Here is a 25835-nt window from a genome sequence, read left to right on the forward strand (position 1 = left end):
AAAACCCATTTATCATGTTGACATCTGCAAAATATAAGGTTCAAATATGCTGTGGCACCATGTGCTACATTATGGGCGGAGCAGAACTGCACCTGCTCAATGAGTGTCTGCCAGAAGGCCTCAAAGATAAAGTAAGCATTGAAGGATCAGCTTGTTTTGGCAAATGCAACACCGATGAAAAAAAACATCCTTGTGTTCTGATTAACGGACAGGAATTAAATAATGCCAGCACTCAAAAAATTATCAAACAACTACTAACACTCGAAAACAATGACCTACTATAACAATGCAGTTATCACCAAGCGAGAACTCCTGGTGCGTCTAATAAAGTTATTAGATAATAACGCACTATTGGATGAGATTGATCGCCTTCCACTGCAAATGCGACCGCGAACCAATTCACCAATCCGTTGCTGCGTGCACAAGGACAGGGCAGTAATTAAATACAAAATAATGGCACTGCTGGGGTTCAACATTGCCGACGAAGAAGATGAATTAACTCCCCTACGGGTTTATGCTGAGCAATCGTTAAAAGGCTACACCCAAAATGGCAATTTCTTAACCGTTGTTGACGAAGCCTGCAGTTCCTGCGTGCAAGTAAACTACACGGTGAGCAACCTATGTCAGGGTTGCGAAGGCCGTCCGTGCCAGGTGAACTGCCCTAAAGATGCCATAATGGTAATTAACGGCAAGGCCAATATCGATCACCAAAAATGTGTTAACTGCGGTATTTGCCAAAAAGCCTGCCCATTTCATGCTATTGCCTACCTGCCGGTTCCCTGCGAAGAGTCGTGCCCGGTGAAAGCAATTCGCAAAAACGAAGAGGGCATTGAAAAGATCGACTTCGAAAAATGCATCCACTGCGGCAAATGCATGACAGCATGTCCCTTTGGAGCAATTTCAGAAAAGTCACAGGTATTTAACTTATTTTACAACATCAAGCATTCAAAGGAACAAACGGTAGCCATGGTGGCTCCTGCCATTCTTAGTCAGTTTAAAGCTAGTGCCTCTCAAATACTTAACAGCATCCAATCCATTGGTTTCGATGCGGTTATTGAAGTGGCCGAAGGAGCCAACATGACCACTGACCATGAAACACAGGAGTTGCTTGAACGCCTGGAGGAAGGGGCACCATTTATGACCACCTCCTGCTGCCCCTCCTATGTTCAGTTTACCGAAAAACATGCACCTGAATTAAAACCATATATCAGCCACACCCCTTCGCCAATGGCCTACACAGCCCTACTGGCAAAAGAACGCTACCCCAATCATAAAGTAGTGTTTATCGGACCTTGCCTGGCGAAACGCTCAGAGGCCTACCAGAACCCAAACATCGATTACGTCATTACAACTGAGGAGCTGGGGGCCCTGTTTGCAGCTAAGAAAATTGATTTGGGCACTGTTAACGAAGCACTTAATTTCTCTGAGAATGTTCGCCCCGAAAGTAGAGGTTACGCAGCCTCAGGAGGCGTGACAAATGCCATAAAATCAGTGTTATCAAACCAGCATTCGATAACAACTGAACTTATTGACGGAATTGACAAACGAAGTATCCGATTATTAAAGGCGCTTCCGGGTAAGAAAGCACATACCACCTCATTCTATGAGGTTATGGCGTGCGATGGCGGTTGCATTAATGGGCCGGTAAATGTTTCGCCGCTCAAAGTGAGCCAAACCAAGCTGAAGAATGCTATCCGTGAAATAGAACCCGCAGAAGCACTTACTGAGTAATTGAACATAGACGAATGGCTATTGCTAACGAGCAAACACACTACCATTCGGTTATTTTTATACATTCCTTTTGGTTGATTGAACCCACCTGGTCTCCACATGCCGGGTGGGTTTAATCCTTAACCTAGTAATGTTGCCAATAAAATAAAGTAGTTTAGATGCAAGGCGTTTACCACTACCAGCCCACCAGCTGCATAATAGCCACAGCAATAACCGTGGTAATGGCAGCCACACCGATGGACAAACTGCTAACGGCGGCCTCTGTTTCACCCATTTCAATGGCTTTAGAAGTACCAATGGCATGTGCTGAAGTGCCCAAAGCTAAACCTCTGGCTACCGGATGTATAATGCGCAGCAATTTAAAAAGTCCGCCTGCTACAGAAGCACCAATTAACCCGGTGAGAATGATGGAAACCACTGTAATCCCTTCCATCCCGCCAATATCATTACTAACCGCAATACCAATTGGCGTGGTAATAGAGTGAGGCAGTAGTGAACGCTCCAACATTTCGCTCAATCCGAACACCCGCCCCAGCAGGAGAACTGAAATAAGAGAAGCCATTACACCACAAGCAATGCCGCTTATGATAGACAAGCGATACTTAACGAGCAGCTTGCGCTGCCGGTATAAGGGCAGTGCCAGTACTACAGTAACGGGGCCCAAAAAATCGTGAATAACACTGGCTCCCTGCATGTATTGTTCGTAAGGAATGTGTGCAACCTGCAGGATCACCACAATGGCCAAAACACTTATAAGCAAAGGGTTAATCCAGCTTTTACGGAAATAGTTACGCACCCAGGTTCCACAATAGAACAAACTAACAGTGAGCAGAATACCAAATAGTTTGTTATCGAAAATAACATCAATCATCGTTCTTCTTTTTAATTATTAGCTGAGCCACCAAGGCAGAAACAATCATTACTAATAAAGTGGACAAAAGAATGGTGGCTAAAACGGTAGCCAAGTGCCCCTCGATAAATTGATAGGCCACCATCACACTTACTCCAGCCGGTATAAAAAAGAAAGGCATCTTCTCCAGAAAGAAATCAGCCGTTTCGGCAATGTGGGCTTCTTTTACAATTCCGGTTAATAGCAGAATAAGTAAAATAAACATCCCCACAATACTGCCCGGCAAAGGCAACGATAAACTTTTACTAAGAAGTTCGCCAGTAAAATTAATGGCTAAAATAATGGCCAATTGTCTAAAAACCTTCATGCTCCTCCCCTTTGATTTTTTTTGAAGTTGGCAAAGATAAGAGAATTGTCTCGATTAAAAACAGAAAAAACCAAGGGCCATTGCTAATTAAGCTGATAGCCAGCATCCACACGAAGCTGCCAAGCACCAACAGAATGCAGAAATTATTAACCCGCACACAATAAATGGCTGCTTTGTTAATGGAAAACCATTAACAAAGCAGCCATTTCGGTTACCGTGATCTCAATTATCAGTAACCTGATTCTTCGACCAGAGCTGTAAGACACAAGGCTTAATGATTCAGTAAAAGCTTTAATCTTCCAGCCCTATTCCCTTAACAATTTCGATGTTGAACTTTTTGATTTTTCGCTTGAGAGCGTCACGGCTAATCCCCAACAGGCTTGCTGCTTTCGTTTGATTAAACTCCGTCTGTGTCAGGGCTGCCTCGATCAGCTGCTTTTCGTGTTCATCAATATTAAGTGTCCCATTGGCAATGGCGGGCTTAACTGCTGTATCCTCACCTCGCAGCGGGAAGTCTTCGGGTTGCAGAGTATCACTATCAGCTAAAATCATGGCGCGCTCCACCATGTTACGCAACTCGCGCACATTGCCTGGAAAGTGGTAGTGTTGCAGCTTGTTGACCAGTGCAGGTGCAATACCAGGCACACGCTTTCCCTTTTTTTGTGCTATGTCCTTCACAAAGTGCTTCAGCAGCGGCAGCACGTCTTCGGGACGCTGGCGTAAAGGGGGTATATTAATTTCAATGGTGTTGATGCGGTGAAACAGATCAATGCGGAATTGCTTTTCGTTGATTAGTTCGTCAATATTTTTGTTGGTGGCAGAGATGATGCGCACATCTACAGGTATTTCTTTATTGCTTCCCACCCGCTTTATCCGATTTTCTTCGATGGCCCGTAATAATTTGGCCTGCAAAGCATAGGGCATATCTGCAATCTCATCTAAAAACAAGGTTCCTTTATTAGCCAGCTCAAAATACCCCTTCTTCTCATCACGGGCATCGGTAAAAGCCCCCTTAACATGCCCAAAGAACTCGCTCTCAAGCAGAGTTTCAGGAATTGCCGAACTATTTACCGGGGCAAATACCTGCTTTTTTCGTGGACTGCCATAATGAATTATCCTAGAAATAATTTCTTTTCCGGTGCCGTTTTCGCCCGTTACCAGTACATTAACATCTCCATCTTCAGCGGCTTTCAAGGCCATCTTCAGCACATTTTTAATCTGCTGACTCTCACCCACAAAGTCCTTTTCAATCATTCCTTCCAATTCTTTGGAAACCAACGCACGCCTATCCTCGGCCGCTTCGAGTTTTGACTGCATCAGCAAAAACTTTTCTGTCCGCTCAATGGCTAATTGAATGTCCATTATCTGAAAGGGCTTTCGAATAAAATCTGAAGCCCCTTGTCGCATCGCCTGAATAACCATGTCCATATCACCATACCCACTTATCATGATGATTTCGAGGGCTGGATACTCCTGCTTAACTTTCGCAAGGATGTCCAGACCATTCATACCGGGCAGCATCACATCCAGAATCAACACACCTGGGCGTTCCTTCTCGAGTACGGCTAATCCTTCGTTGGGTGTATTGGCGGTAAATACATTAAATTGTCTTTTTTCGAGGTGATACTTAAGCTTCTCGGTAATGCGAGATTCGTCATCTAATATCAGTACTTTCAGGTTATCCATTCAATTTTGTTTCTATAAATTATCAACTTTAGGTAAAACCACCACCATCGTTGTTCCTTTACCTGGCGCACTTTCCACTTCAATGCGCCCGCGCATCTCCTTTATCAAGCTGTAGGATATGGATAGCCCCAAGCCAGTCCCTTTTCCCAACTGCTTACTGGTGACAAAAGGCAGAAAAATATCGGTTTTCCTATTTTGAGAAATTCCCACCCCGTTATCACGAATTGTTAAGTACACATATTTATCATCGGCATAAGTTTCGATGCTCACTTGCATATTTATATCTGGCTCCTTCTGCCGCCGCTCCTCTACCGCATCTTTTGCATTGGATAATAAATTGTGAATAACCTGCTCCAGGCGATGCGGATTACCCAAAACGGCTGGCAGATGATCGTTGAGCTGCATGCTAAGGTTAATATGGTGATTAGCATACTGACTGCCAATCATTGAGGTAGCAGCCCGCACACATTCACTCACATCAAACTCCTCTTCCACCTCATCTTTTTGCCCGCTGCTAAAAATACGGATATGGTCGACAATCTGTCGAACACGAATGATGTCTTCAAAAATTTCGTTCACCGACTTGTTCAGAAATGCTTTGTCGGGGTTCTCCTCCATCAATTCGTACTTAATGCTTTCGGCCGATAAAGAAATATTTTGAACAGGTTGATTGATTTCGTGTGCAATACCGGCGGCCAGTTCCCCCAAGGAGGTGAGGCTGCTTTGGTGCATAATAATTTGTTGTTGCTCTTCCTGTTTTTTCAGAGCTTCGGCAATGCGCTGCTCCAGATTTTTATTTTCCTGCCCTTTGAGGTAGTAGCGGTAGTAAATGATAAAAACCAGAATAGAGATTATGACGATGGCAAAACCAAAAGACAAACGCCACCTAATGAGGTTTTCTTTATCGAGCTCCAACAGGTAATTTTTGTTTTTGGTTTGTAATATTTCGTTTTCACGCTGTTTCTCTTCAAGCGCCTGTAAGGCCATTACATCCACAAAATTGGTGATGTTCTCTTCCATCACCATGGCCTCCGACAGATTGGAGTATAAAATGCGGTATTCATAAGCCTTCCGATAATTACCCAAAGCTTCGTAGGCCTCCGATAAAACAAGATAGTTATCGCGTAACAACTCATTGGCCTCAGCTATTTTTGCCAGCTCAACACTGCGGTTATAGCTGCGTATTGCCGTTCGGTAATTAGTTTTTCTGGCTTCAATCATCCCCATGCGCATCAGGCTCATGGCGGCCTCCCAATGGCCGTTTTGTTCAATCTGCATCTGCAGCGCCTCCTGGTAGTAGTTTTGCGCCTGCTCCAAATCGCCTTTGAAAAAATAGGCGTTAGCAATATTGCTGAGCAGAATGGATACATTTTGGCGATCGCCCCGCTCTTCGAGCATTTGTTGCATGCGTGTAAAGTAAATCAGAGCAGTATCATATTCCTTTTGATAAAACCAGATCTGACCAATTTGATCCAACAAACGAATCAGCTCACTCTTTGCTTCATCGCCCTCTTCCTCTTCTACAATCTTCAATGCTTTTTCATAAAAGATGAGTGCCTGCGGATAATCAGCAATATTTTTATAAACATCCGCCATATTTTTGTAGGTTTCTGCAATTTTCACCCAATTTTTCTCATTGATGTACAGGTTGAGCGACCGCTTGTAATTTTTAAGTGCTTTTTCGGACTGGCTGAGACGAAAATATGTAGACGATAATGTTGACATACTCTGGTTATCACCAATGAGACGGTACTCCTTTATTGATTTCCGATAATTCTCACGCAGCCGCTCATAATCATTGGTGAAATAATACCCCATCCCTAAGTTGTTATAGGCTTCTGCCTTGCCCCGCTTATCATCAATACGAATGGCAATTTGCAAGGCTTGCTCAGCATACTTTATAGCCCGTTGCGGATCACTGTAAATATGGGATTTTGAGAGTTCATTATACAACTGCACCTGTTCTTTGGTAGAGGCATTTTGTAATTTCTTCAGAAGTATCTCGTTCCGGTTATCCTGTGCCATCGCCGGCCCTTGCAGCAACAAACTGAGAAACAAAGAATAAAGAAACCATCGAAACCTTGGTGCCGGTATTTGTTGCATGATAACGTATAGAAGTTGTTTGTTTAAAAATAGGAAAGATTTTATAAACTAAAACGCCCTATCAATCAAATCTTTCTATTTACTCCAGTTACGGTACTTATATCCCTTAATGAAAAAGCAATTCTCCCCACTAGAAACAGCGATTTTTATCATGTTTTCACACGCTGTAAAGTCATTGTTTATCAACGATTCAGCCAGTTACATTTGTGGCCAATTGATACACTATTTTTACAAACAGTATGAAGAAACAGTTTTTGATAATCATCCTGATTATCATTGCAATGCGAGCAGAAGCACAACATCAGCTGAGCGTTGACTGGGGAAATACCAGCAATTACATTGCGCATGGACGAACCTTAAGTGCCAATCAGGCATGTTTTCAACCAGGGCTTTATTATACCTATAAAAATGGCCCTACTCTCATGGCCTGGTTCAGTCTGCCCTACGATCGGACCTTTCATGCCTTTGATGAGTGGGACCTCATTCTGGACCACAGCTTAGATATCTATAAAAAGGAACAAAACTGGAATATTAACCTTCATGGTTATATCAACTATTGGTACTTGCCGGTCAATAACGAATCTGACAAGCAAAACTATTACCAGGGCATGAAGTACAATGCAGGCATCCATTTCCCGGTGGTATTATCCGAAGCATCAGGGTTTAAGCTAACGAGTGGCTACGATTTTTACTACTACCACCAACTGGGTCGCGACATGGCCATTCGTGCAGCCGGTATCCATGAATTTTTAATAAAATTTAACAAAACTTTCAAGAAAGTTAATCTAGAAGCTAAATCCTTGATTAGCAATAACCAAGGAGCTGTTGATAGCCGAATTACACCTGGATGGGCCTTCTTTTCCCAACATTTATCATGTTCTTATAAGGTTAAGACAATAACTTTGCGTACAGGTATTAATTATCAGCGCACTTTAGAAGCGCTTCAGCCAACAGGCATGGATAAAGACCTCATATGGTTCTCGCTCAATGTTGGTAAGAATTTTAAAATGTAATTTCTTTTCATACCTAGCAAAGGTTAGGTTAATAATGGTGATAAAGGTGTAGAGTTGGTTCTGGCGAGCCAACTCTATTTTTTTGTCCACACTTGCTTAACCAATGCTTGAAGGAAGTCGCGGGTATAAAAATCATCATCCCTCACCTCGTTATCGAACACAATAATATCGAGGTCAATCTCTCTCGGCCCATATTTTGGCCGACTTCTATCCCTTCCCAGTTTATCTTCAATTTGCTTTAATTGCCTGTTCAGAATATCAAAAGGTGCCTGCACCTTTACCAGCACAGCGCCATTAAAAAAATCGGCTTGATCAGTTATACCAATGGGCTTGGTTTGTAACCATTCGGATACCTTAAGTATTTCAACATGCTGCCGAAGCTCTTTGAGTGCCAGCGATATGTTTTCTTGTGCATTAATGTTTGAACCAACACCAATAACTGCGTAGACCGATTTTTCCATTAATCATAACTATTTGAGATTTCCATTGACCTTTATGAGTGGGTGTTGCCTCCTAAAATTTTATTTGAAAGCTGATAATGTAATAGAGACGCTTTCGGAAAAACGCAAAGCATGTAGTTTATCCACCTCTACTTCTGCCGATTGAACACGGTCATAGCTCATAATAGTATCCAGTATCATTCGCACTAAAGCTTCGAGCAAATTAAAGCGGCTATTCTCCACCTTTTCAATAATTGCCTTAGTAATGGTTCGGTAGTCCAACGCATCTTTCGGATCGTCAGTAAACTCTTCGTTACCGCACTGGTAGGTGAGGTTAATATTTATCATCACATCTTGCCGCTTGCCAATTTCGTGCGGGTTAAACCCCACATACGTGCGCAGCAACAAGTTTTTTATCCTTAATTTTCCCATAATATAGTGTTTGGTCTAAGGATAAAACGAAAAACTATAACAAATGTTGAGCGGAATCACAATAGATAATTTGGCCACTTACATTAGGGTTGGCTACCAGATAATCAATTGACCCTGAAATGCTGGCTAAATCAACTTCTCGTTGCAAAGGAGTATCAGCAACAACTTGTTTGAAATAGCTATCATCTTTTCCTTCGGGAGGGAGCACTGGTCCTAAAGCCACTCCATTGACCCGTATTTGAGGCGCCCACTCCTGAGCTGCCATTTTGGTATATTCAGCTAAACTTTTTTTAGCTAACAAATACATGGCATGAGATGAATGATTAGTGGTAATGGCAGTATCCAAAATGGAAATGATACTCCCTTTACCACCGGCATTTTTGTATTGTCGCCCAATCACCATTGGTGAAAACAGGTGAATTGCCATCATGGCTTCCATCATTTCGGGCGTAGTTTCGGAAAGTGTTCCAGGCGTGTATTGACTCGCATTATGAATAACAAGGGATGGCAAGCCATATTGCTCGAAGATATCATTAATACGAGGCTCCAGCTCGCTCCAATCGTTAAGATCGAATTGCACAACAGAGAACCGCTGCCCCGGGTATTTATGCATGAGCTCCTCAACCAGTTCCTTACCAGCCTCCAGGCTTTTGTTCACATGAATCACTAAATCGTATCCTTCACTGGCCAAATACTGTGACAAGTACTTACCAACTCGCCTGGCTCCTCCTGTTATTAATGCGAATTTATCCATCAGTTATAAATTAATGACACAATCTTTTCAAGGCCTTCCTTATCCACATCATCGAAGGACGCATACTCTTTACTGTCGACATCGAGCACAGCTACAACCTCGTTTGCCTGGTTAAAAACAGGCACTACAATTTCTGAATTACTGGCTGAGGAACAGGCAATATGCCCGGGAAAATCGTGAACATTAGGCACAACAACCGTTTCTTTGGTGTTGATACCTGCCCAACATACGCCCGTATCCTTTCTAAGCTTTAAACAGGCCACGGGTCCCTGATAAGGGCCCACTAGCAACTCATTATCAATCAACTCATAAAAACCAGTCCAATAGTAGTAATTGAACTTGTGGTGCAGTATGGCATTGATAGTGGCCATCCGGGAGGCCGGGTTTGTAGTGGCTTCTACTAACTGCTTTATCTGTTCATAAACGCGCTCGTATCTTTTCGCTTTTGTTTGATCATTCATAATTTATGCTTTACCAAAATATAATAACTTTCATCGGTCTCACCGCTCAACTAAAATGCAGTCAGAATGGTAAATGCTATTTTTTTTATAGCATTACTGCTCAATAAAAAACCGGTGCAAAATACAAATTTACACCGGTTATTTATCTTATCAAAAATCAATACTATTTATCTTTCAGCATCTCCTGCAGCTTTTTCCTGGTAAAGAAAATACGACTTTTAACAGTGCCAATTGGCAAATCAAGTTTTTCGGCAATTTCCTTGTATTTAAAACCCTGCGTATGCATTTTGAACGGAATACGAAAATCATCGTGCAACTTCTCTACTTTCGAATTCATCTCCATTACGGCATAAACATTTTCAGGTGTTTCGGATGCGTAATTCCTTTTATAGGCCGCACGAATGGCGTCATCGGTACTATCGAAGGTACTTCTTGTTTTCTGAACCCGACGATAATTGTTAATAAACGTGTTCTTCATAATTGTAAATACCCAAGCTTTAAAATTGGTGTTATTTACAAATTGTTCGCGATAGGTGAGTGCCTTCAATGTTGTCTCCTGTAAAAGGTCACGGGCATCTTCATCATTGGCAGTTAAACTTAGAGCAAAGTACAAAAGCTTATCCTGCATGCTTAACAAACGTTGGTCAAATTGTACTGCGGTCATATTATTGTGTTTTATCTCGTTAAGAATTTGTTGAACAAAGATAATTCAAAAGAATATTCTATACAATATTTTCGGATGTTTTTATCTTTTATTAGTAATTCCATTCTAAATAAATAACACACCAACCCACTATGTCACAGCACAATAGGACATCAGATAATGTTCAGTCTAAATAAGCATTGCAGCCGTAGAGCTTAAACAAAAAGAGGTGCAATTGGCACCTCTTTTTGATAGTATTTTGCTATTGAATAAGTATTTTTTGCTTATATCGCTGATTACCAACATCAACCACAACAAGCTTAATTCCTTTTCTCAATCCAGCTACCTGCAATTGATCAGACCAGCTATCCGTATCTTTGTGAAAGGATTTAATCATCTCTACCTTTCCGTCGATACTAAATACCTGAATAGTCAACTCTCCCCGCTCTTGAGATACCAGCGAAATAGTTGCATGTGACGTGACCGGGTTGGGTCCAATTGTTAAGTTTCCTTGAACGGCATTATCTGCTTTAGCACTCGTCCCCGACTCTTGTATGACCAAATCATCAATGACCCAGCCATAGCCGGTTTCCATCGCATCAGAAAACAAACGAAAACGCAGCATTACGGTATCTCCTGCCGCAAAGGTGTTCTGCAAATTGAAGACATGTTCTTCCATCAGCTCAGAAGACGTTGGTATAGCACTGATATTCTCATAATCAATGCCGGTTTTGTTTTTATCTCTATCCGAAAAGGCTTGCCATTTATCGGAGGCATTAACATCGTACCCCTCACTATTACCATCCCCATCAATATCACTGAGGGGGAGCCAATTAATGCCATCCAGGGTTCCTTCAACAATGACATAATCCCAAAATGTTTCATCACCGAAACGAGCGCCTGTATTACCGGGTTCCACCAACGCTAGGTCGCGGTAGGATACCAGCGCTTCCTCCCTATCATCCAAAACAATTATTGGGTAAGCGAGTGTATAAGTCAGTTCTCGATTTTCGCTGTAAGGATGAGGCGAGTGAATTGCCCAGTCACCAAATAACTCGTTTGACACCTTAAAACCTGAACCAAAAAAATCATCTTGTCGTGTTGTGAACCTATTTGCGTACTTCGATACAGGCGCTTCATACTGCGGATTGGCGACCCACATATAGTTTGAGTACTGCTTGTCATCACTTGTGCCCTGAGCTATCAGGTAACAAGATAACTCATCAGCCTCTGACAAATATTCAATATTAAACACCGTGCTACCAACAGTTACATCATTGAATGTTTTTTGTAACTCATCATTAATGTAAAATTCAACCGATGCATAATCCTTATAATAATCCACTTCGAAATTAAAACTTCCATTGGGGGCCTTACCCACCTTTTTAATTAAAGGTGCCCTATCAACAGTGACCTGAGGCAAATCCAGGGTCCAAACTCCTAGGCCATGCGTTCCAACAACCAACTGCTGTCCCACAATTTTCATATCCCAAATACAAACGGCCGGTAAGCCATTACTAGCATAATGCCAGGATGTCCCTCCGTCGAGGGATTCAAAAATGCCAATTTCAGTTCCGGCCCACAAAACATTTGTATCATAAGGCATCACCACTAAGGAATAGACTGCCACATCCGGGAATCCATTGGTGCTTTCCCCGTCAACAAAAGCAGATAAGTCGCTCCAATTGAGCCCCCCGTTGTGTGAATACAAAATTTTAGGATGCTCACTTTGGGCAAATAATACATATATGCCCTGGTCGTTTGTGGGATGAGGCACCAAATCTGAAATATATGCATAAGTACCTGGCACATTAGGCAAGGCCGAAAAAGTTTTCCCCCCGTCTGACGAGAATGCAAGGGCGTCGTTGCCAGATAATGCGGTACCTGCCCACACATATTTGCTATTTACAGGACTCACGGCGATATGCGGATTGCTGGTTGGGTAGTTCCAGGTTCCGGCTGGCATGGTTGTTAAACTCCAATCCTTCCCAAAATCCTGCGAACGCCAGATACCCGATTCTCCGCCAACCAGCAATAGATCGGGGTTGGAAGCCTCATTGGCGATACGGGTAACAAAAGGTGCCTTCCCACTTTTTATATCATCGATATTCGCCTCTACCCAACTTTGTCCGCCATCATAACTGAGCCGTATCTGATTATAATATAATGACATGGCCATTTTATTGGCATCAGCTGCATTCCAAACCGTTTCGAACCCATCTCCTCCAAGCGCATAAGTCCATTCACTAAGTTTGCTGGGATTCTCTTTTGATAACCAGGTCCCATTATCCTGTGTTCCTCCAAGGTAGATGTCTTTTTGCGGATGCTTTGAAATCCCATAGAACTGAGTGGTTACGTAGCCACTTGTTCTCTCCTCCCACGAGGTTCCTCCGTCATCAGAAATAAAAACTCCTCCATCGTTACAATTGATAATACGATATGGATTACCTATCCCTTCTATAATTTTTAGATGATGATGATCGGCATGTGAATAAAATGTTTGGGATGGGTAGCGCCAATCGCTCCTTTGCTCAGACGTGATTGAGCGGCTCTTCAGCAAGTAATTATTGAGCTCAATGGAGGCCTCCGGAACATCCAGGGAATTCCACACATGGCCTGGCGCTATAACAGGATTAAGTAGCACAATCTGATTATGTGAGATACCATTGACAGCCGTTATAAGCGGTGAGGCCGCGGATTCGTCATAGGCTAAAGAGTGAATAAAAATCTGCTCATAACCATCCCCAATTTCAAACTGTCCACTATGGTTATCGTCCCTGAAAGAGATCATTAAGTTTTCGCCTGTGGCTTTATCTGTAGCCGTAAATGGCACGCTTACATAATCCTGGAATTGCATCTCCCCAGATTCAGGAGTTGCAGCTGAGGAGTTGGAGGAAAAGCGGTGTGCCTTTTGGCTGTTTCCACCTCCAAAATTTATATCAACATCTCGCAGCAAATCCGAATTATCAGTATATACCTTAATGCCTCTTCCACAATATTGGCCGCCAATATCTTTCCATGAAAAAAAAGCTGCTCCAGTCGTTGAGATATCATATACTTCATTTCCGGCACTCTCCACCTCTTTACCTATTATCACTTCATATAAATCCACTCCCCCTACAAATAGCTTATTCTCATTGAACGGATCGGCGACCAAGGTATTATTATACCAGCCTTGCCCGCTAGTAAAGTCTTCTTTAGAAACAGCTGTTGTTTTCTCCCAGTTATCACCACCATCGACAGACAGGTAGATATCTGATTGAGCCGTCATTGCATACAGGTAATCGGGGTTGCTTTCTGATACGCCTAATTCTATTCGCCCAACAGATAGAGGCTTAATAAGGTTCCAGTTTAAACCACCATCCACAGAGGAAATAATCCCTTCGACAGATGCATTGCGTACTCCATTATTCACAGTAGCAAACTGAGTGCTAAAGTCATCAGTTTTGGTTCTCAAATCCTGCACCTTTGAGTTGCTTGCATATTGAAGCGTCCAGGTATCCCCTCCATCAGTGGTTCGAAAGATACCTGTGTTTGTTGCAGCCACAACAATATTTTCATTGCTCGGATCAACAATAAGTCGGTTCACATAGGCAAAATTGGCATTAGAAGCAGTACTGCTTAGCTGAACCCAGGTTACTCCACGGTTGGTCGTTTTAAAAATTCCATTTCCTTTAATGGCATCCTGGTTACCAAAGCCTTCTCCAGTTCCAGCATAGATTACATCGTGATTAGAATTGGCCATCACCAGGGTACTAACCGATAAGTTGGGCCAGTCCAAGGTAAGGCTGGTCCATGATAAGCCAGCATCGGTCGTCTTCCAAACACCTCCTCCTACGGGACCTGTAAACCATGTTGCTCCACTCGCATCATCCGGATCGATCACTAATCCACGTGTACGGCCACCCACATTTCCCGGACCACGCTCTTTCCAGTTTAAAATGTTAGCCGATTTTAATGACGCTGACTTTAAACGTGCACTCTTTAGCTCATTTAAAGCGTTGTTGATTGGATAATTATTATTGGGATTCCAGCCAGTTTTCAACAGGTGGATATACTCCAGGTATTTATCGGGCTTATCAGGCTTGGCATACCCCTTCTGGCGCCGCTCACTCTTTGCCCGAATCTGCTGTTGAATTAAACTTTCGGAACTGTTAGATTTGACCTTTTGGTATCCCCGACCCTCTTCATCGGAAATGAGATTAAAAAAAAGACCTCCACTGAGGACCAATACAAAAAGTAAATAAATGTAGCTTTTTCGCATATTAAAGGTGTTAGTTAGGTAGTTGCAGGTATTTACGTTGCGTATAAACATCAATAAAATAGTGCCCCATCTGTTGATTTATCAGTTCATCCTTTGCCTGCACACCAGGTGATGAATGAACCTCTACGTACCGCTCATCAACCCATTTTACGGTGGCATTATACTTCTTCTCACTGTAAATGAGCAGGCTTTGCTTTACATCGTATATTCCATAGTTTAATGCATTAACGGGGATTTTCATATCGGGGACATGCCCCTCATACACCAACGCATACGTACTATCGACATTATAAACAATAGTAGCTGCTTCGCCATACCGTTCCTTTGCAATGGATTCGATGCCGGAAGTGGATACGTGCTTTAAGCTATTACAGCCTAGAAGAAAAAAAAGAAGGCTAATAAAGTAGATGATTCTCATTAGTATTGAGTTAGAGAATTGTAAAGGTAGGAAAAAGATGATCGCATAAATGAACATTAACAAAAAAAGCTGCCCAAAGGCAGCTTTCTCTATAATATCAAGATAATACTATTCATCGGCAGGAAAGCCAGTATATCGAATTCCAGCAACTCTATAAGATGCAAAACCATAATCACCAGGAGCAGTGTCACCCTCAAAATCAATCACGAAAACAATACTATCAGCAGCCATCCCAGTTGGTGTTGTTGCAGCACCAAGCAATATTTGTCCGCTTGTAATCGTGACATTAGTATCTGTTAATTCATTTTCTGCCTCGGTTGCATTAAAACTCAATTTTTCAAGATCAACATTTATCTTATTCTTAAAATGCAACTCGAAATTACTATTGTCATCAATCCACATTTGTCCAATTCCATTAGAAGCAGTATTATAAGTATCTAGATGAAAGTATCCATTACCATATGGATCGTCATAAACAACACCTCCGTCTGCATCAATTGCATCTACTTTAACATACCACTCTCCTGCCATTGCTTCGGTAGCTGTACCTTTAATTTCATCTTTTTCACATGAAGAAAATATACCGGCACAACAAAAAAGAATCAGGCTATATAAAACTATATTTTTCATATTCATAAGAGTTATACTTAATCTAAAATTACATTAAAAATAATCAAACCACCAACATAACTAATCGTCCACGAGATTTGACCAGTAGCTGGATTAAAAACTCCATCAGCCATATAATCAGCCTCGTCTCCCCAACCTGGCACACTACTACTAATTAGCTCGATCGTATTATCATCATTTAATCGAATGTATCCATTCATGGCATAATTTGAACCATAACCTACTCTTTGATCATAATAACCAGCCATTAAATCAGAAACATAAAAAACACCTGGTTCTGTTTGCAGGAATAAGATATCATATCCACTATAATCTGTTCTTTTCGAACCATCATAAATTCTATGAGTCCCTTCTAAAACTGCATGATAACCTGTTTCGATAGGCGATGGTGTTAAGTCCGCAACATAAATATCTCTAACAACAGCTCTTTCAAAACCATCTTCATTAACCGCTGAATAGCGGATTGTATATAAACCTGCTTTTGTAACATCAACATTCGAGTCAACTACAACATCACCTGTAATATCCTCTCCGTTCAAATCTGCACTATAACCAGGATCTACAAATGGTTCGTTAAGTCCGACAATCATCGATTGTTCTCCTTCTAAAGTAATTACAGGATAATACGTAATGCCTGTTAATCCTCCAGTTGTATCATCATCGCAACTAATAAAACTACCTGCAAGACCTAATACAACGAGAAATAATAATATTTTATATTTAATCATTATTGGAATTTTTAAAATTTTACAATTTACTCAGCCCAAAATACAGGTACGTCATCTTTCTTATTTAAAGGCGTATTTGAATTACGGTTAGCAGAACTTTCTGCATACTTCATTCTTTGTAACAACACATTACTTCCAAGCTCTGTATTTACATTAATTGGTGTATATAATTTACCAACTGGATATAGTTCAGGACTGAAAACATCGTTGGCTACATCATATATATCATCACCACTTACCAAACCAAATTCAGGATATCCTAATCTTCTCATTTCGCACCATGATTCAAAATTATTTGTACCTCCAAGTGCAATCCATTTCTGAATACCAAGAACTTCTTTATAGTTATCATTATCCCAAGGATAGTTTGTATCATACACAGCATCAGCTCCAGAAACACCTGCATCAGCAAAGGAAGCTTCAATTGCAGCCTTATAATGAGCCTCAGCATCTGCTGATGTTCCATATCTTGCATGATATTCAGCTAAAAAGAACTCAATTTCTGCAACTGAGATTAAATACACTGGCATATCATAAGTAAATACTGGACGACAGAAATAAGGTGACTTATATGTAGCTGAAGTACTAAAGTTTGTACCCGAAACACCACCGGTATACTTTCCTGACTCATTAGGAGTAAAAAATGCTTCAACTCGTGGATCATTAGTATCAAGCATCGTATTCATATAAGCAATATTAGCCACCACATTGATTTGTGTTGAACCAAAATATGTGGCATATTCCTCCTGATAAAATGGACTTGCTTTACCTGCTTCATCAATCCAACAATCATCATATGAAACATTAGTAGTAGGAAAATCACCTTCAGTAATCAAGGCTGCTAATTCAGCGCTTACATCCTTAACATTACTCATTCGCATTAACAACTTTAATTTAAGAGCTTTTGCAAATGGTATCCAGTCTTTTGCAGTAGAACCACCAAATAAGAAATTGGTACAAACAAGGCTACTTGGTGTGGCATTTTCTAATGCATAGTCAAGCTCCTTGAGAATCTCATCATATACAACATTCCCATTATCATAAGCCGGAGATAGAATTTCAGGATTTAAACTCTCAAAATAAGGCACTTCACCATACGCGTCAACTAAAGTTTGATAAGTAAATACACGAAGAGTTGTGGCAGCTAGATACGTTCCCCACTCTTCATCTTGCTCAGCCAGTTGACGAATAGTTTCAATATTATTCAATACCCGTGAGTATAACTGTGTATAGGTCCCACTTGAACGTGTTGGTGACATTTTAAATTCAGAATAATCCAAATAGTTACCTGTTCCAAAATTATGTGCATAATGTTGAGAGTAATATCCGCCAACTATTCGTAGAAAGTTACCGTAACTTGCAGCCAAGTTCATTTCAACACCAGGAAAAATCATCCCTGAAGAAACAACATCTGAGCTAGGAGAATTAGGATCCTGATTAATATCTAAATAGTCGTCACAAGATGCTAACCCAACTATAATAGTAAATAGAAATAATATCTTTTTCATAAAGCTTTCTTTTTTAATAGGTTATACTAACATTGAAACCATAAATGCGGCTTGCCGGATTTACATATAACTCCCCAAACATACCACCTAAGTCGGTTCCTGTAGTACTAGACTCCGGATCAATGAAATAGTTATCTGAAGCAGTCCAGATAAATGGATTGTTGACAAAAGCAGAAACATTAACGTTACTTAATGCTACTTGACTTGTCCATCTCTTAGGCAAAGTATAAGATAATGTAATGTTTCTTAGTTTTGCATAAGTCCTATCAACAATGTAAGCCATTCCTCCAGAACCATAGCCGTAGTCATTATAATACTTCTGCATACTTCCATCAGTTTGCTTTACAGCGACATTATTCTCAACATATGTCGTTGTTCCATCTCCATTTTCAATGGCATTAACAGAATTTGGAATTATAAAGGGTTTTCTATCATTATATTCAGTTTCTATACCATTTCCTGTAAACTGCATAAGATTTTTAGTTCTAGAGAACATTGAACCTCCATAGCGTATATCTAAAGCGGCACTTAAAGTAACACCATAAGCTGTAAATGCAGTATTAATACCACCACTCCAATCATGATTCATTGTTAAACCAGTATCTTCTACTTCTTTACTTAACACTGGCTGGCCGTCTGAATCAACAATCTGATGACCATAGAACTCACTATTCTTATCAGTAACAAATTGTGGAAGGTATGTATAATAAGTTCCCATCTCCTTTCCTTCTTCAGCGTACATGTAAACTGCGTCATTTCCTGCTGAAAAGTTGTCAATAGTAACCTTACCACCTTCAAGACTTTCAGGCATTGATAATACTTTATTCTTGTTTATGGCAAAATTAAAGTCTAAATCCCACCTAAATTTGCTTGTTTTAATTGGCGTTGTGGTTAATAGTAATTCAACACCCTTATTTTCAACCTCTCCAAAGTTAGTTACTGTAAAACTATAACCGGTTGATGGATCAACTGGTAATGTAAAGATTTGATCACTCGTAACTTTATCATAGTATGCCGCGTCGATACCGATTCGATTGTTGAAAAACTGCAAGTTCAGACCAACTTCAGCTTCAGAAGTCATCTCAGGTTTTAATGAAGAACTCCCAGCTGTGCCACTAAAGATAAATGCATTTGCACTGTTCATTGGGAAAGCAGCAATATCCCTTCCATAATATCCATTCGCAGTAGCTTGCACATATCTGGTAGTAGTGAAATATGGAGCTGCGTCATTACCTGTTTTACCATAAGCCAATCTAATTTTACCAAATGTCAAAATATTATTCTTTGGTAACGTTTCTGTAAATAGCCAACTAAGAGTTGTTCCTGGATAGAAATAACTATTATCTCCGATAGGTAAAGTAGATGACCAGTCGTTCCTAGCTGATAGTCCTAAATAAAGCATATCCTTATATCCTAAACTAACATCACCAAACAAACCAATTAAACGCCTTTTGGATTGACCTTCACTCAAATCACTACGCGTTGCACCGTTACTTAAATCCCAATATCCTGTTTCAAAAGTCAATACATCAGTTTGACCAGACATAGCAGTTGAGTAACGTTCGTTAATATTTACTCCGACATTAGCTGTTATCGTGAAATCTTCCCTAATACGTTTATCAAAGTTTGCTAAGAAGTCGTGGTTAATTTCATATGCACGCCTATATGCAGCATAAACTGATCCATCTTGATTCATATTACTAGGGGCATATCCATAATCTTCATCAATCAAAGCATCATCTAGATTAATACGAGGACTACCTACTTTCCTATCATAATCGGTGTAATCAAAGCCAAATCGATATGTCAATGTTAATGCTTCAATCGGCTTTACATCAAGTTGCAACTTACCATAAATTTGTTTCGAATCTAAATGATTGTAATTGTTCGCTAATGACCAATAAGGATTGGTAATACCGTAGGGTGTGAAATACGCTTCAGGAGTATTAAATGGACTTGATAAATCTTGCATATCAATAATCGATATATCACGAGGCATTTCATACAGCCCGTCAATTACAGAGGCACCTTGAAAAGAACCAACAACATCAGTTTCCGATTTTGCAAAATTTACAGAGGAAGACACTTTTAACCAATCAGTTGCATCATATGACGAACGAAATGCCAATGTATTTCTTTCATATGAATCTGCATCTGATGGCATGATACCATCATCATCAGTATGCGAAAACGAAACATAATAACTCATTTCTTCACTTTCTGAAACGCCACTCAATGCGATGCTGTGATTATTAGATACTCCTATATCAAAAAAGTCTTTCACATTATCCTCAACCGCTGAATATTGATGAATCAATTGTTGCGCATTCCAAATAGGACCATAAACCTGTGTGGAACCATCCAATCGAGGTCCCCAAGAACCATTTTCAATAAAAGTCTGCACTCCATTCCAGCCTTGACCAAACTTGTTCTGAAATTCAGGAAATAAGGAAACTTGTCTTAGCTGTAGCCCACCGTTATACTGTATTGAGTAGTTTTTATCCTTAGCCTTTGAACCTCCTTTGGTTGTAATCACTATTACCCCATTAGAAGCACGAGAACCATAAAGAGCTGTTGCAGCTGCACCTTTCAATACGGTCATGGATTCAATATCGTTTGAAGCTACGTTTCCAATACCGCTTGAAGTAATTGCATGACCAGAAGTTGTTATTGAAGAATTCTGCAGAGGCACACCATCAACAACGTATAAAGGTTGGTTACTACCATTAATCGAACCAAATCCTCTGATGATAACAGACGATGCTGCTCCGGGATCTGAAGATGGCGTTTGAACTTGCACTCCAGCAACTTTACCAGTCAATGAATTTGCGACATTTGTATTACGTCCTTGCGTTAGATCTTCACTAGAAACTTTGGTTGCAGAATAACCAAGAGATTTCTCAGAACGTCTAATTCCCATTGCCGTAACAACAACCTCATCGACATCAACAGCATCACTTTGCATAACAACGTCAATTTTCGTTTGTCCAGAAAACGAAATTTCTTGAGTCGTCATACCAACAAATGAGAACACGATTGCGGAAGCATCATTAGGAACAGCTAAGTTATATTTTCCATCAGGCATCGTTACTGTACCTATGGTTGTTCCTTTTACAAATACTGATACACCGGGAATTGGACTTCCGTCCCCAGCATCAGTCACTGTACCGGTTACATTGGTAGTTTGTGCTAAAGCACTCAGGCCCACCATAACCATAAACGAAAGTGCAATTAGTACTTTCTTCATAGACTAAAGGTTTAAATTAATAAATAGGACAATTTTACTTTAATTGGCTCAAAAGTAACAAATGTTCTCTTGTTTTAAAATATTTTAACAGTTAAATTAACTGATAATTATCAACTCTTACACGCTTACTTTCAACATCAGCATTTTAGAGAAGGCAACCTGAAAATATATAAGTCTAAATGCTATTTTTACTTACACTATAGTAGTTAAATATCTATTACTACATATTGAGGAATTGCATTTTTTTAACATGTAAAAACAAACAGACATAACATTGCTCATTTTTTATATCATCAAGCATAAAACACTTCTCTCAATTACTGCCAAATGCATATCAATCTTAGTTAATTGAATGCTAAACAAAAGCTACTAAAGATTCTAAGAAGAGTAGCTGTTCGTTTTTCAACTGATTAATTATATTTTTGGCTATTAATTTTAGAGTGTAGACATCTCATTTACTAAATAATTTAAATCGAAGAACACCTTGGCTAAAATAAAAAAAGCTCCGGTTCAAACCCCACTGATGAAACAGTATTACAGCATTAAGGATAAGTATCCGGATGCCATCCTGCTATTCAGAGTAGGTGATTTCTACGAAACCTTTTCTGAAGATGCCATCAAAGCATCTCAAATACTTGGCATCACGTTGACCAGACGGGCTAATGGAGCAGCCTCCTATGTTGAGTTAGCCGGTTTTCCGCATCATGCATTAGACACCTATTTACCAAAACTGGTTAGAGCAGGAGAGCGAGTGGCTGTTTGCGATCAATTGGAAGATCCGAAAATGACCAAAAAAATTGTTAAACGGGGTGTTACAGAACTGGTAACTCCCGGGGTAGCCATTAACGATAACATTCTGGATCACAAAGAAAACAATTTCCTGGCCAGTGTTCATATGGATAAAAAGGTAGCGGGCGTTGCATTCCTGGACATATCAACCGGAGAATTCCTCACTGCCGAAGGCTCACATGAATACGTTGAGAAACTCCTCACCAACTTTCAGCCTAAAGAAGTACTGTTTGAAAAAGGAAAGCGAAAGGATTTTGAAGAACATTATGGAGATAAATACTACACCTATGCCTATGACGATTGGGCGTTTGGAGCAGACTCGGCTCACGACCGTCTGTTAAAGCACTTCGAAACTAACTCTCTTAAAGGATTTGGAGTGCATAATCTGACGTATGGCATTACAGCAGCGGGTGCCATCATGCACTATCTGGATCTCACGCAACACCATAAGGTTCAACACATCACAACTCTGAGTCGCATTGACGAAGATAAGTACGTGTGGTTAGATAAGTTTACCATTCGTAACCTTGAACTATTCTCATCGCTAAATGATGGCGGAAAATCATTGACCGATGTGATTGACTGCACCATAAGCCCAATGGGCTCGAGAATGTTGAAACGGTGGATTGCTCTTCCGCTTAAAGATGTTAAACCAATCGAAGATAGATTAGGTGTTGTTGAACACTTCTTTAAGGAGCCAGCCCTAAAGAGTACCATCACAGAAGAACTGCATGCGATTGGTGACTTGGAACGTTTGGTGGCAAAAGTAGCGGCCGTGCGCATTACGCCACGGGAACTTATTCAATTAAAAACAGCTTTATTTGCCATTGAACCAATTAAAAACAGCTGCCTAAAAAGTCAGAATGAACACCTGCGGCACATTGGCGACCAACTCAATGCCTGCGCAACCATTCGCGAACGTATTCATCGTGAAATAGAAAACGAACCACCTACACAGGTGGCCAAAGGCGGGGTTATTCAAACAGGCGTTAATACAGAACTTGATGAGCTGCGAAATATTGCCTATTCAGGTAAAGATTACCTCACCAACCTTCAACAACGCCTGAGCGAAGAAACAAATATTCCCAGCATCAAAATAGCTTTTAACAATGTATTTGGTTACTACATTGAAGTCCGCAACACTCATAAAGACAAAGTGCCTGCCGAGTGGATACGTAAGCAAACACTCGTGAACGCTGAAAGATATATCACAGAAGAACTCAAAGATTATGAATCAAAAATATTAGGGGCAGAAGAAAAAATTCAGGCCATAGAAGCTAAACTTTACAGCGATTTAGTCTTGGCTCTGGCCGAGTTTATACCGGCTATTCAGCTCAATGCCGTTTTGCTTGCAAAAATTGATGTTTTGATATCCTTTAATAATCTGGCTACTGTATCAAAATATGTGCGTCCGGTAATCAATGAAGAGCTCGAGTTGAGCATAAAAGCCGGGCGTCATCCGGTTATTGAAAAACAACTGCCGGCCGGCGAAGAATATGTTCCCAACGATGTGTACCTGGATAATAAAAAGCAGCAAATCATCATTATAACAGGGCCAAACATGGCCGGTAAATCAGCACTTCTAAGACAAACAGCTCTTATTACACTCTTAGCTCAAATAGGCTGTTACGTGCCAGCCGAAGCCGCAACAATTGGCGTGGTTGATAAAATATTTACACGTGTTGGAGCTTCGGATAACATTAGCCTGGGCGAATCAACGTTTATGGTTGAGATGAACGAGGCGGCCAGCATCCTGAATAACCTCACGCCCCGCAGTTTGGTTTTATTTGATGAATTGGGACGTGGAACCAGCACTTACGACGGCATTTCAATTGCGTGGTCAATTGTTGAGTACATTCATGAACATCCGCATGCAGGTGCCAAAACACTTTTTGCCACCCACTACCATGAGTTAAATGAAATGGAAAAAACGCATAGACGCTGCAAGAACTATAACGTTTCTGTAAAAGAAGTAGATAATAAGGTCATATTCCTGCGCAAGCTGGTGCCCGGAGGCAGCAACCATAGTTTTGGTATCCATGTGGCAAAAATGGCCGGTATGCCAAAGAGCGTTATCAACCGGGCCAATGACATTCTTGGTGAATTAGAGAATTCGAACCGTAAAGGGGAGTTAACAAAACCAATGGACGATATCTCAGGCAACCGAGAAGGTATGCAGTTAAGCTTTTTCCAATTGGACGATCCTGTTTTGAAACAAATACGTGATGAAATCCAAACGCTGGATGTGAATAACCTTACCCCCGTAGAAGCCCTAAATAAATTGAATGACATAAAAAGGTGGGTTGGAGGCAAATAGCTTCCAACCCGTGTTTTTTCTACAAAAAATGCTATTTTTTTGTTTGGAGATAAAAAAAAAGCCTCTATATTTGCATCCGCATTTGAGAAACAAACTCTGATACGCAGAGAGGGCAAATGACACTGAAAGTAGGACACCATATAGGTTTGGTGAAATACAAATTGCGAAAATAGCTCAGTTGGTAGAGCACGACCTTGCCAAGGTCGGGGTCGCGGGTTCGAGTCCCGTTTTTCGCTCCAAGGATGCCCGAGTGGTGGAATTGGTAGACACGCAGGACTTAAAATCCTGTGGCCATTAGGCCGTGCGGGTTCAAGTCCCGCCTCGGGTACCAATCTAGATTCATCTAGAACCAAAAGCGCTTAAAACTAACGTTTTAAGCGCTTTTTTTTATTTTCAGAAAACTTCAAAAAAAGTGCTCAAAAATGGGATGAAGTACATCAGGTATTACTTGGTGAATATGATGAAGTTCATTCTTCAAATGAACGCTTAAGAAAAATTAAAACCATTCTGATTGACATCTACAATAGATTTGTTTCTTCAGGAAAGGACTTTGATGTCACTGATATTAAAAATGAATTCCTTGGAAAAAACGATTCAAAAGGAATTCTGGAGGTTTTCGATTATTATCTCAAAACAATTGAGAATAACATTGGCCATGGCTATGCCTACCGTACCTTAAAGCACTATCGAGTTTCGCGCAAAAAATTAGCTGAGTTCATCCAAACTAGACTTCGAAAAAAAGATATTCCAATAACAGCAGTCGAGTACAATTTCCTTAACCAATTTGACATGCATTTAAAGGCCGAATATGGCGTTCATCAGAATACAGCCTGGAATTACCACAAACACTTAAAAAGAGTGATGAATTTGGCTATTTCGATGGAATACATCCAGAAGAGTCAGTACAATCAATTTAAAACAAAATTAGAACAGGCCAATCGTGATTTCCTAACCAAAGATGAGCTTCACAGACTCGAAACAAAAAGCCTAGAAATTGACCGCCTATCCATCGTTAGGGATATATTCATTTTTGCCTGTTATACAGGACTAGCCTATTCGGATATTTCGAAGTTAAGTCCGAACCATATTCAAAAACGAGACGATGGTAACCAATGGATAATCATTAATCGAACAAAAACCAAGTCACAATGCAGAATCCCCATCTATCCTAATGCTCTTGATATACTTGAACGATACGCTGATTATCCAGAGGTACTTTTAAAAGGAAGGGTACTACCGGTTGCTTCCAACCAAAAACTCAATAGCTACTTAAAAGAGTTGGCAACGATCTGCAACATCAACAAAAACCTAACCATGCATATGGCACGCCACACTTTTGCAACAACTGTGACTCTTTCCAATGGCGTCCCCATTGAAACAGTCTCAAAAGTTCTTGGTCATAAATCTTTAAAAATCACTCAGATTTATGCGAGAGTATTGGAAAATAAAATATC

The 25835-nt window shown here is 40.6% G+C and carries 20 protein-coding genes and 2 tRNA genes; 7 read left to right on the forward strand and 15 right to left on the reverse strand.

Annotated features, from left to right (window positions below; translation table 11 throughout):
- Positions 1–14: 14 nt before the first annotated feature.
- Positions 15–284 carry a (2Fe-2S) ferredoxin domain-containing protein gene (locus tag ACSX1H_RS17725; RefSeq protein WP_439185584.1) on the forward strand — a complete coding sequence of 90 codons (270 nt, stop codon included), beginning with the start codon at positions 15–17 and terminating at the stop codon, positions 282–284.
- Entirely contained in the window at positions 271–1731 is a 1461-nt protein-coding gene (locus ACSX1H_RS17730) for a monomeric [FeFe] hydrogenase (protein ID WP_439185586.1), read from the forward strand. The genes ACSX1H_RS17725 and ACSX1H_RS17730 overlap by 14 nt, the downstream gene beginning before the upstream one ends.
- 175 nt (positions 1732–1906) lie before the next feature.
- Here ACSX1H_RS17730 and ACSX1H_RS17735 read toward each other — a convergent pair whose 3' ends face one another.
- From ACSX1H_RS17735 to ACSX1H_RS17750, 4 genes are all read right to left on the reverse strand, one after another.
- Complete coding sequence (locus tag ACSX1H_RS17735; protein ID WP_439185587.1) at positions 1907–2602, reverse strand: LrgB family protein; 696 nt, start codon at positions 2600–2602, stop codon at positions 1907–1909.
- Entirely contained in the window at positions 2595–2948 is a 354-nt protein-coding gene (locus tag ACSX1H_RS17740) for a CidA/LrgA family protein (protein WP_439185588.1), read from the reverse strand. Before ACSX1H_RS17740 ends, ACSX1H_RS17735 begins: the two co-directional genes overlap by 8 nt.
- Before the next feature lie 291 nt (positions 2949–3239).
- Positions 3240–4634: a sigma-54-dependent transcriptional regulator gene (locus ACSX1H_RS17745; protein WP_439185589.1), complete on the reverse strand. Its 1395-nt coding sequence runs from the start codon at positions 4632–4634 to the stop codon at positions 3240–3242.
- Positions 4635–4646: 12 nt separating this feature from the next.
- A complete protein-coding gene (locus tag ACSX1H_RS17750; RefSeq protein WP_439185590.1) occupies positions 4647–6737 on the reverse strand; it encodes a tetratricopeptide repeat-containing sensor histidine kinase in 2091 nt (696 codons plus the stop codon).
- Between the two features lie 239 nt (positions 6738–6976).
- On the opposite strand from ACSX1H_RS17750, the gene ACSX1H_RS17755 reads away from it, so the two are divergent.
- Positions 6977–7750 carry a hypothetical protein gene (locus tag ACSX1H_RS17755; protein WP_439185591.1) on the forward strand — a complete coding sequence of 258 codons (774 nt, stop codon included), beginning with the start codon at positions 6977–6979 and terminating at the stop codon, positions 7748–7750.
- Positions 7751–7824: 74 nt separating this feature from the next.
- Here ACSX1H_RS17755 and folK read toward each other — a convergent pair whose 3' ends face one another.
- From folK to ACSX1H_RS17810, 11 genes are all read right to left on the reverse strand, one after another.
- Positions 7825–8211, reverse strand: coding sequence for a 2-amino-4-hydroxy-6-hydroxymethyldihydropteridine diphosphokinase (gene folK / locus ACSX1H_RS17760; protein WP_439185592.1), 387 nt, complete (start codon positions 8209–8211; stop codon positions 7825–7827).
- A gap of 60 nt (positions 8212–8271) precedes the next feature.
- Entirely contained in the window at positions 8272–8622 is a 351-nt protein-coding gene (locus ACSX1H_RS17765; protein WP_439185593.1) for a FolB domain-containing protein, read from the reverse strand.
- 34 nt (positions 8623–8656) lie between these two features.
- Complete coding sequence (locus tag ACSX1H_RS17770; RefSeq protein WP_439185594.1) at positions 8657–9376, reverse strand: SDR family NAD(P)-dependent oxidoreductase; 720 nt, start codon at positions 9374–9376, stop codon at positions 8657–8659.
- Entirely contained in the window at positions 9376–9837 is a 462-nt protein-coding gene (locus ACSX1H_RS17775; protein ID WP_439185595.1) for a free L-methionine (R)-S-oxide reductase MsrC, read from the reverse strand. The genes ACSX1H_RS17770 and ACSX1H_RS17775 overlap by 1 nt, the downstream gene beginning before the upstream one ends.
- 163 nt (positions 9838–10000) lie before the next feature.
- A complete protein-coding gene (locus tag ACSX1H_RS17780; RefSeq protein ID WP_439185596.1) occupies positions 10001–10501 on the reverse strand; it encodes an RNA polymerase sigma factor in 501 nt (166 codons plus the stop codon).
- Between the two features lie 241 nt (positions 10502–10742).
- Positions 10743–14744, reverse strand: a complete 4002-nt coding sequence (locus ACSX1H_RS17785; RefSeq protein WP_439185597.1) for a T9SS type A sorting domain-containing protein — start codon at positions 14742–14744, stop codon at positions 10743–10745.
- A gap of 10 nt (positions 14745–14754) precedes the next feature.
- The gene (locus ACSX1H_RS17790; RefSeq protein WP_439185598.1) at positions 14755–15162 is read right to left on the reverse strand and encodes a hypothetical protein; all 408 of its coding nucleotides are present in this window, start codon (positions 15160–15162) and stop codon (positions 14755–14757) included.
- A gap of 108 nt (positions 15163–15270) precedes the next feature.
- Entirely contained in the window at positions 15271–15792 is a 522-nt protein-coding gene (locus ACSX1H_RS17795) for a lipid-binding protein (RefSeq protein WP_439185599.1), read from the reverse strand.
- Between the two features lie 17 nt (positions 15793–15809).
- Entirely contained in the window at positions 15810–16520 is a 711-nt protein-coding gene (locus ACSX1H_RS17800; protein WP_439185600.1) for a BT_2262 family domain-containing protein, read from the reverse strand.
- A gap of 26 nt (positions 16521–16546) precedes the next feature.
- Positions 16547–18028, reverse strand: coding sequence for a SusD/RagB family nutrient-binding outer membrane lipoprotein (locus ACSX1H_RS17805; protein ID WP_439185601.1), 1482 nt, complete (start codon positions 18026–18028; stop codon positions 16547–16549).
- A gap of 13 nt (positions 18029–18041) precedes the next feature.
- A complete protein-coding gene (locus ACSX1H_RS17810) occupies positions 18042–21275 on the reverse strand; it encodes a SusC/RagA family TonB-linked outer membrane protein (RefSeq protein WP_439185602.1) in 3234 nt (1077 codons plus the stop codon).
- Between the two features lie 523 nt (positions 21276–21798).
- On the opposite strand from ACSX1H_RS17810, the gene mutS reads away from it, so the two are divergent.
- The 4 genes from mutS to ACSX1H_RS17830 all read left to right on the forward strand — a co-directional run.
- Positions 21799–24381 (forward strand): DNA mismatch repair protein MutS, encoded by a 2583-nt coding sequence (gene mutS, locus ACSX1H_RS17815; protein WP_439185603.1) that lies wholly within the window; start codon positions 21799–21801, stop codon positions 24379–24381.
- Positions 24382–24544: 163 nt separating this feature from the next.
- Positions 24545–24620, forward strand: a tRNA-Gly gene (locus tag ACSX1H_RS17820).
- A 5-nt stretch (positions 24621–24625) separates the two neighbouring features.
- A tRNA-Leu gene (locus ACSX1H_RS17825) sits at positions 24626–24712 on the forward strand.
- A 317-nt stretch (positions 24713–25029) separates the two neighbouring features.
- Positions 25030–25835, forward strand: an 806-nt coding sequence (locus ACSX1H_RS17830) for a site-specific integrase (RefSeq protein ID WP_439185604.1), incomplete at its 3' end; no start/stop codon positions are given.

Origin of the sequence: Carboxylicivirga taeanensis (assembly GCF_051851475.1) — a bacterium.
Taxonomy (GTDB): Bacteria; Bacteroidota; Bacteroidia; order Bacteroidales; family Marinilabiliaceae; genus Carboxylicivirga; species Carboxylicivirga taeanensis.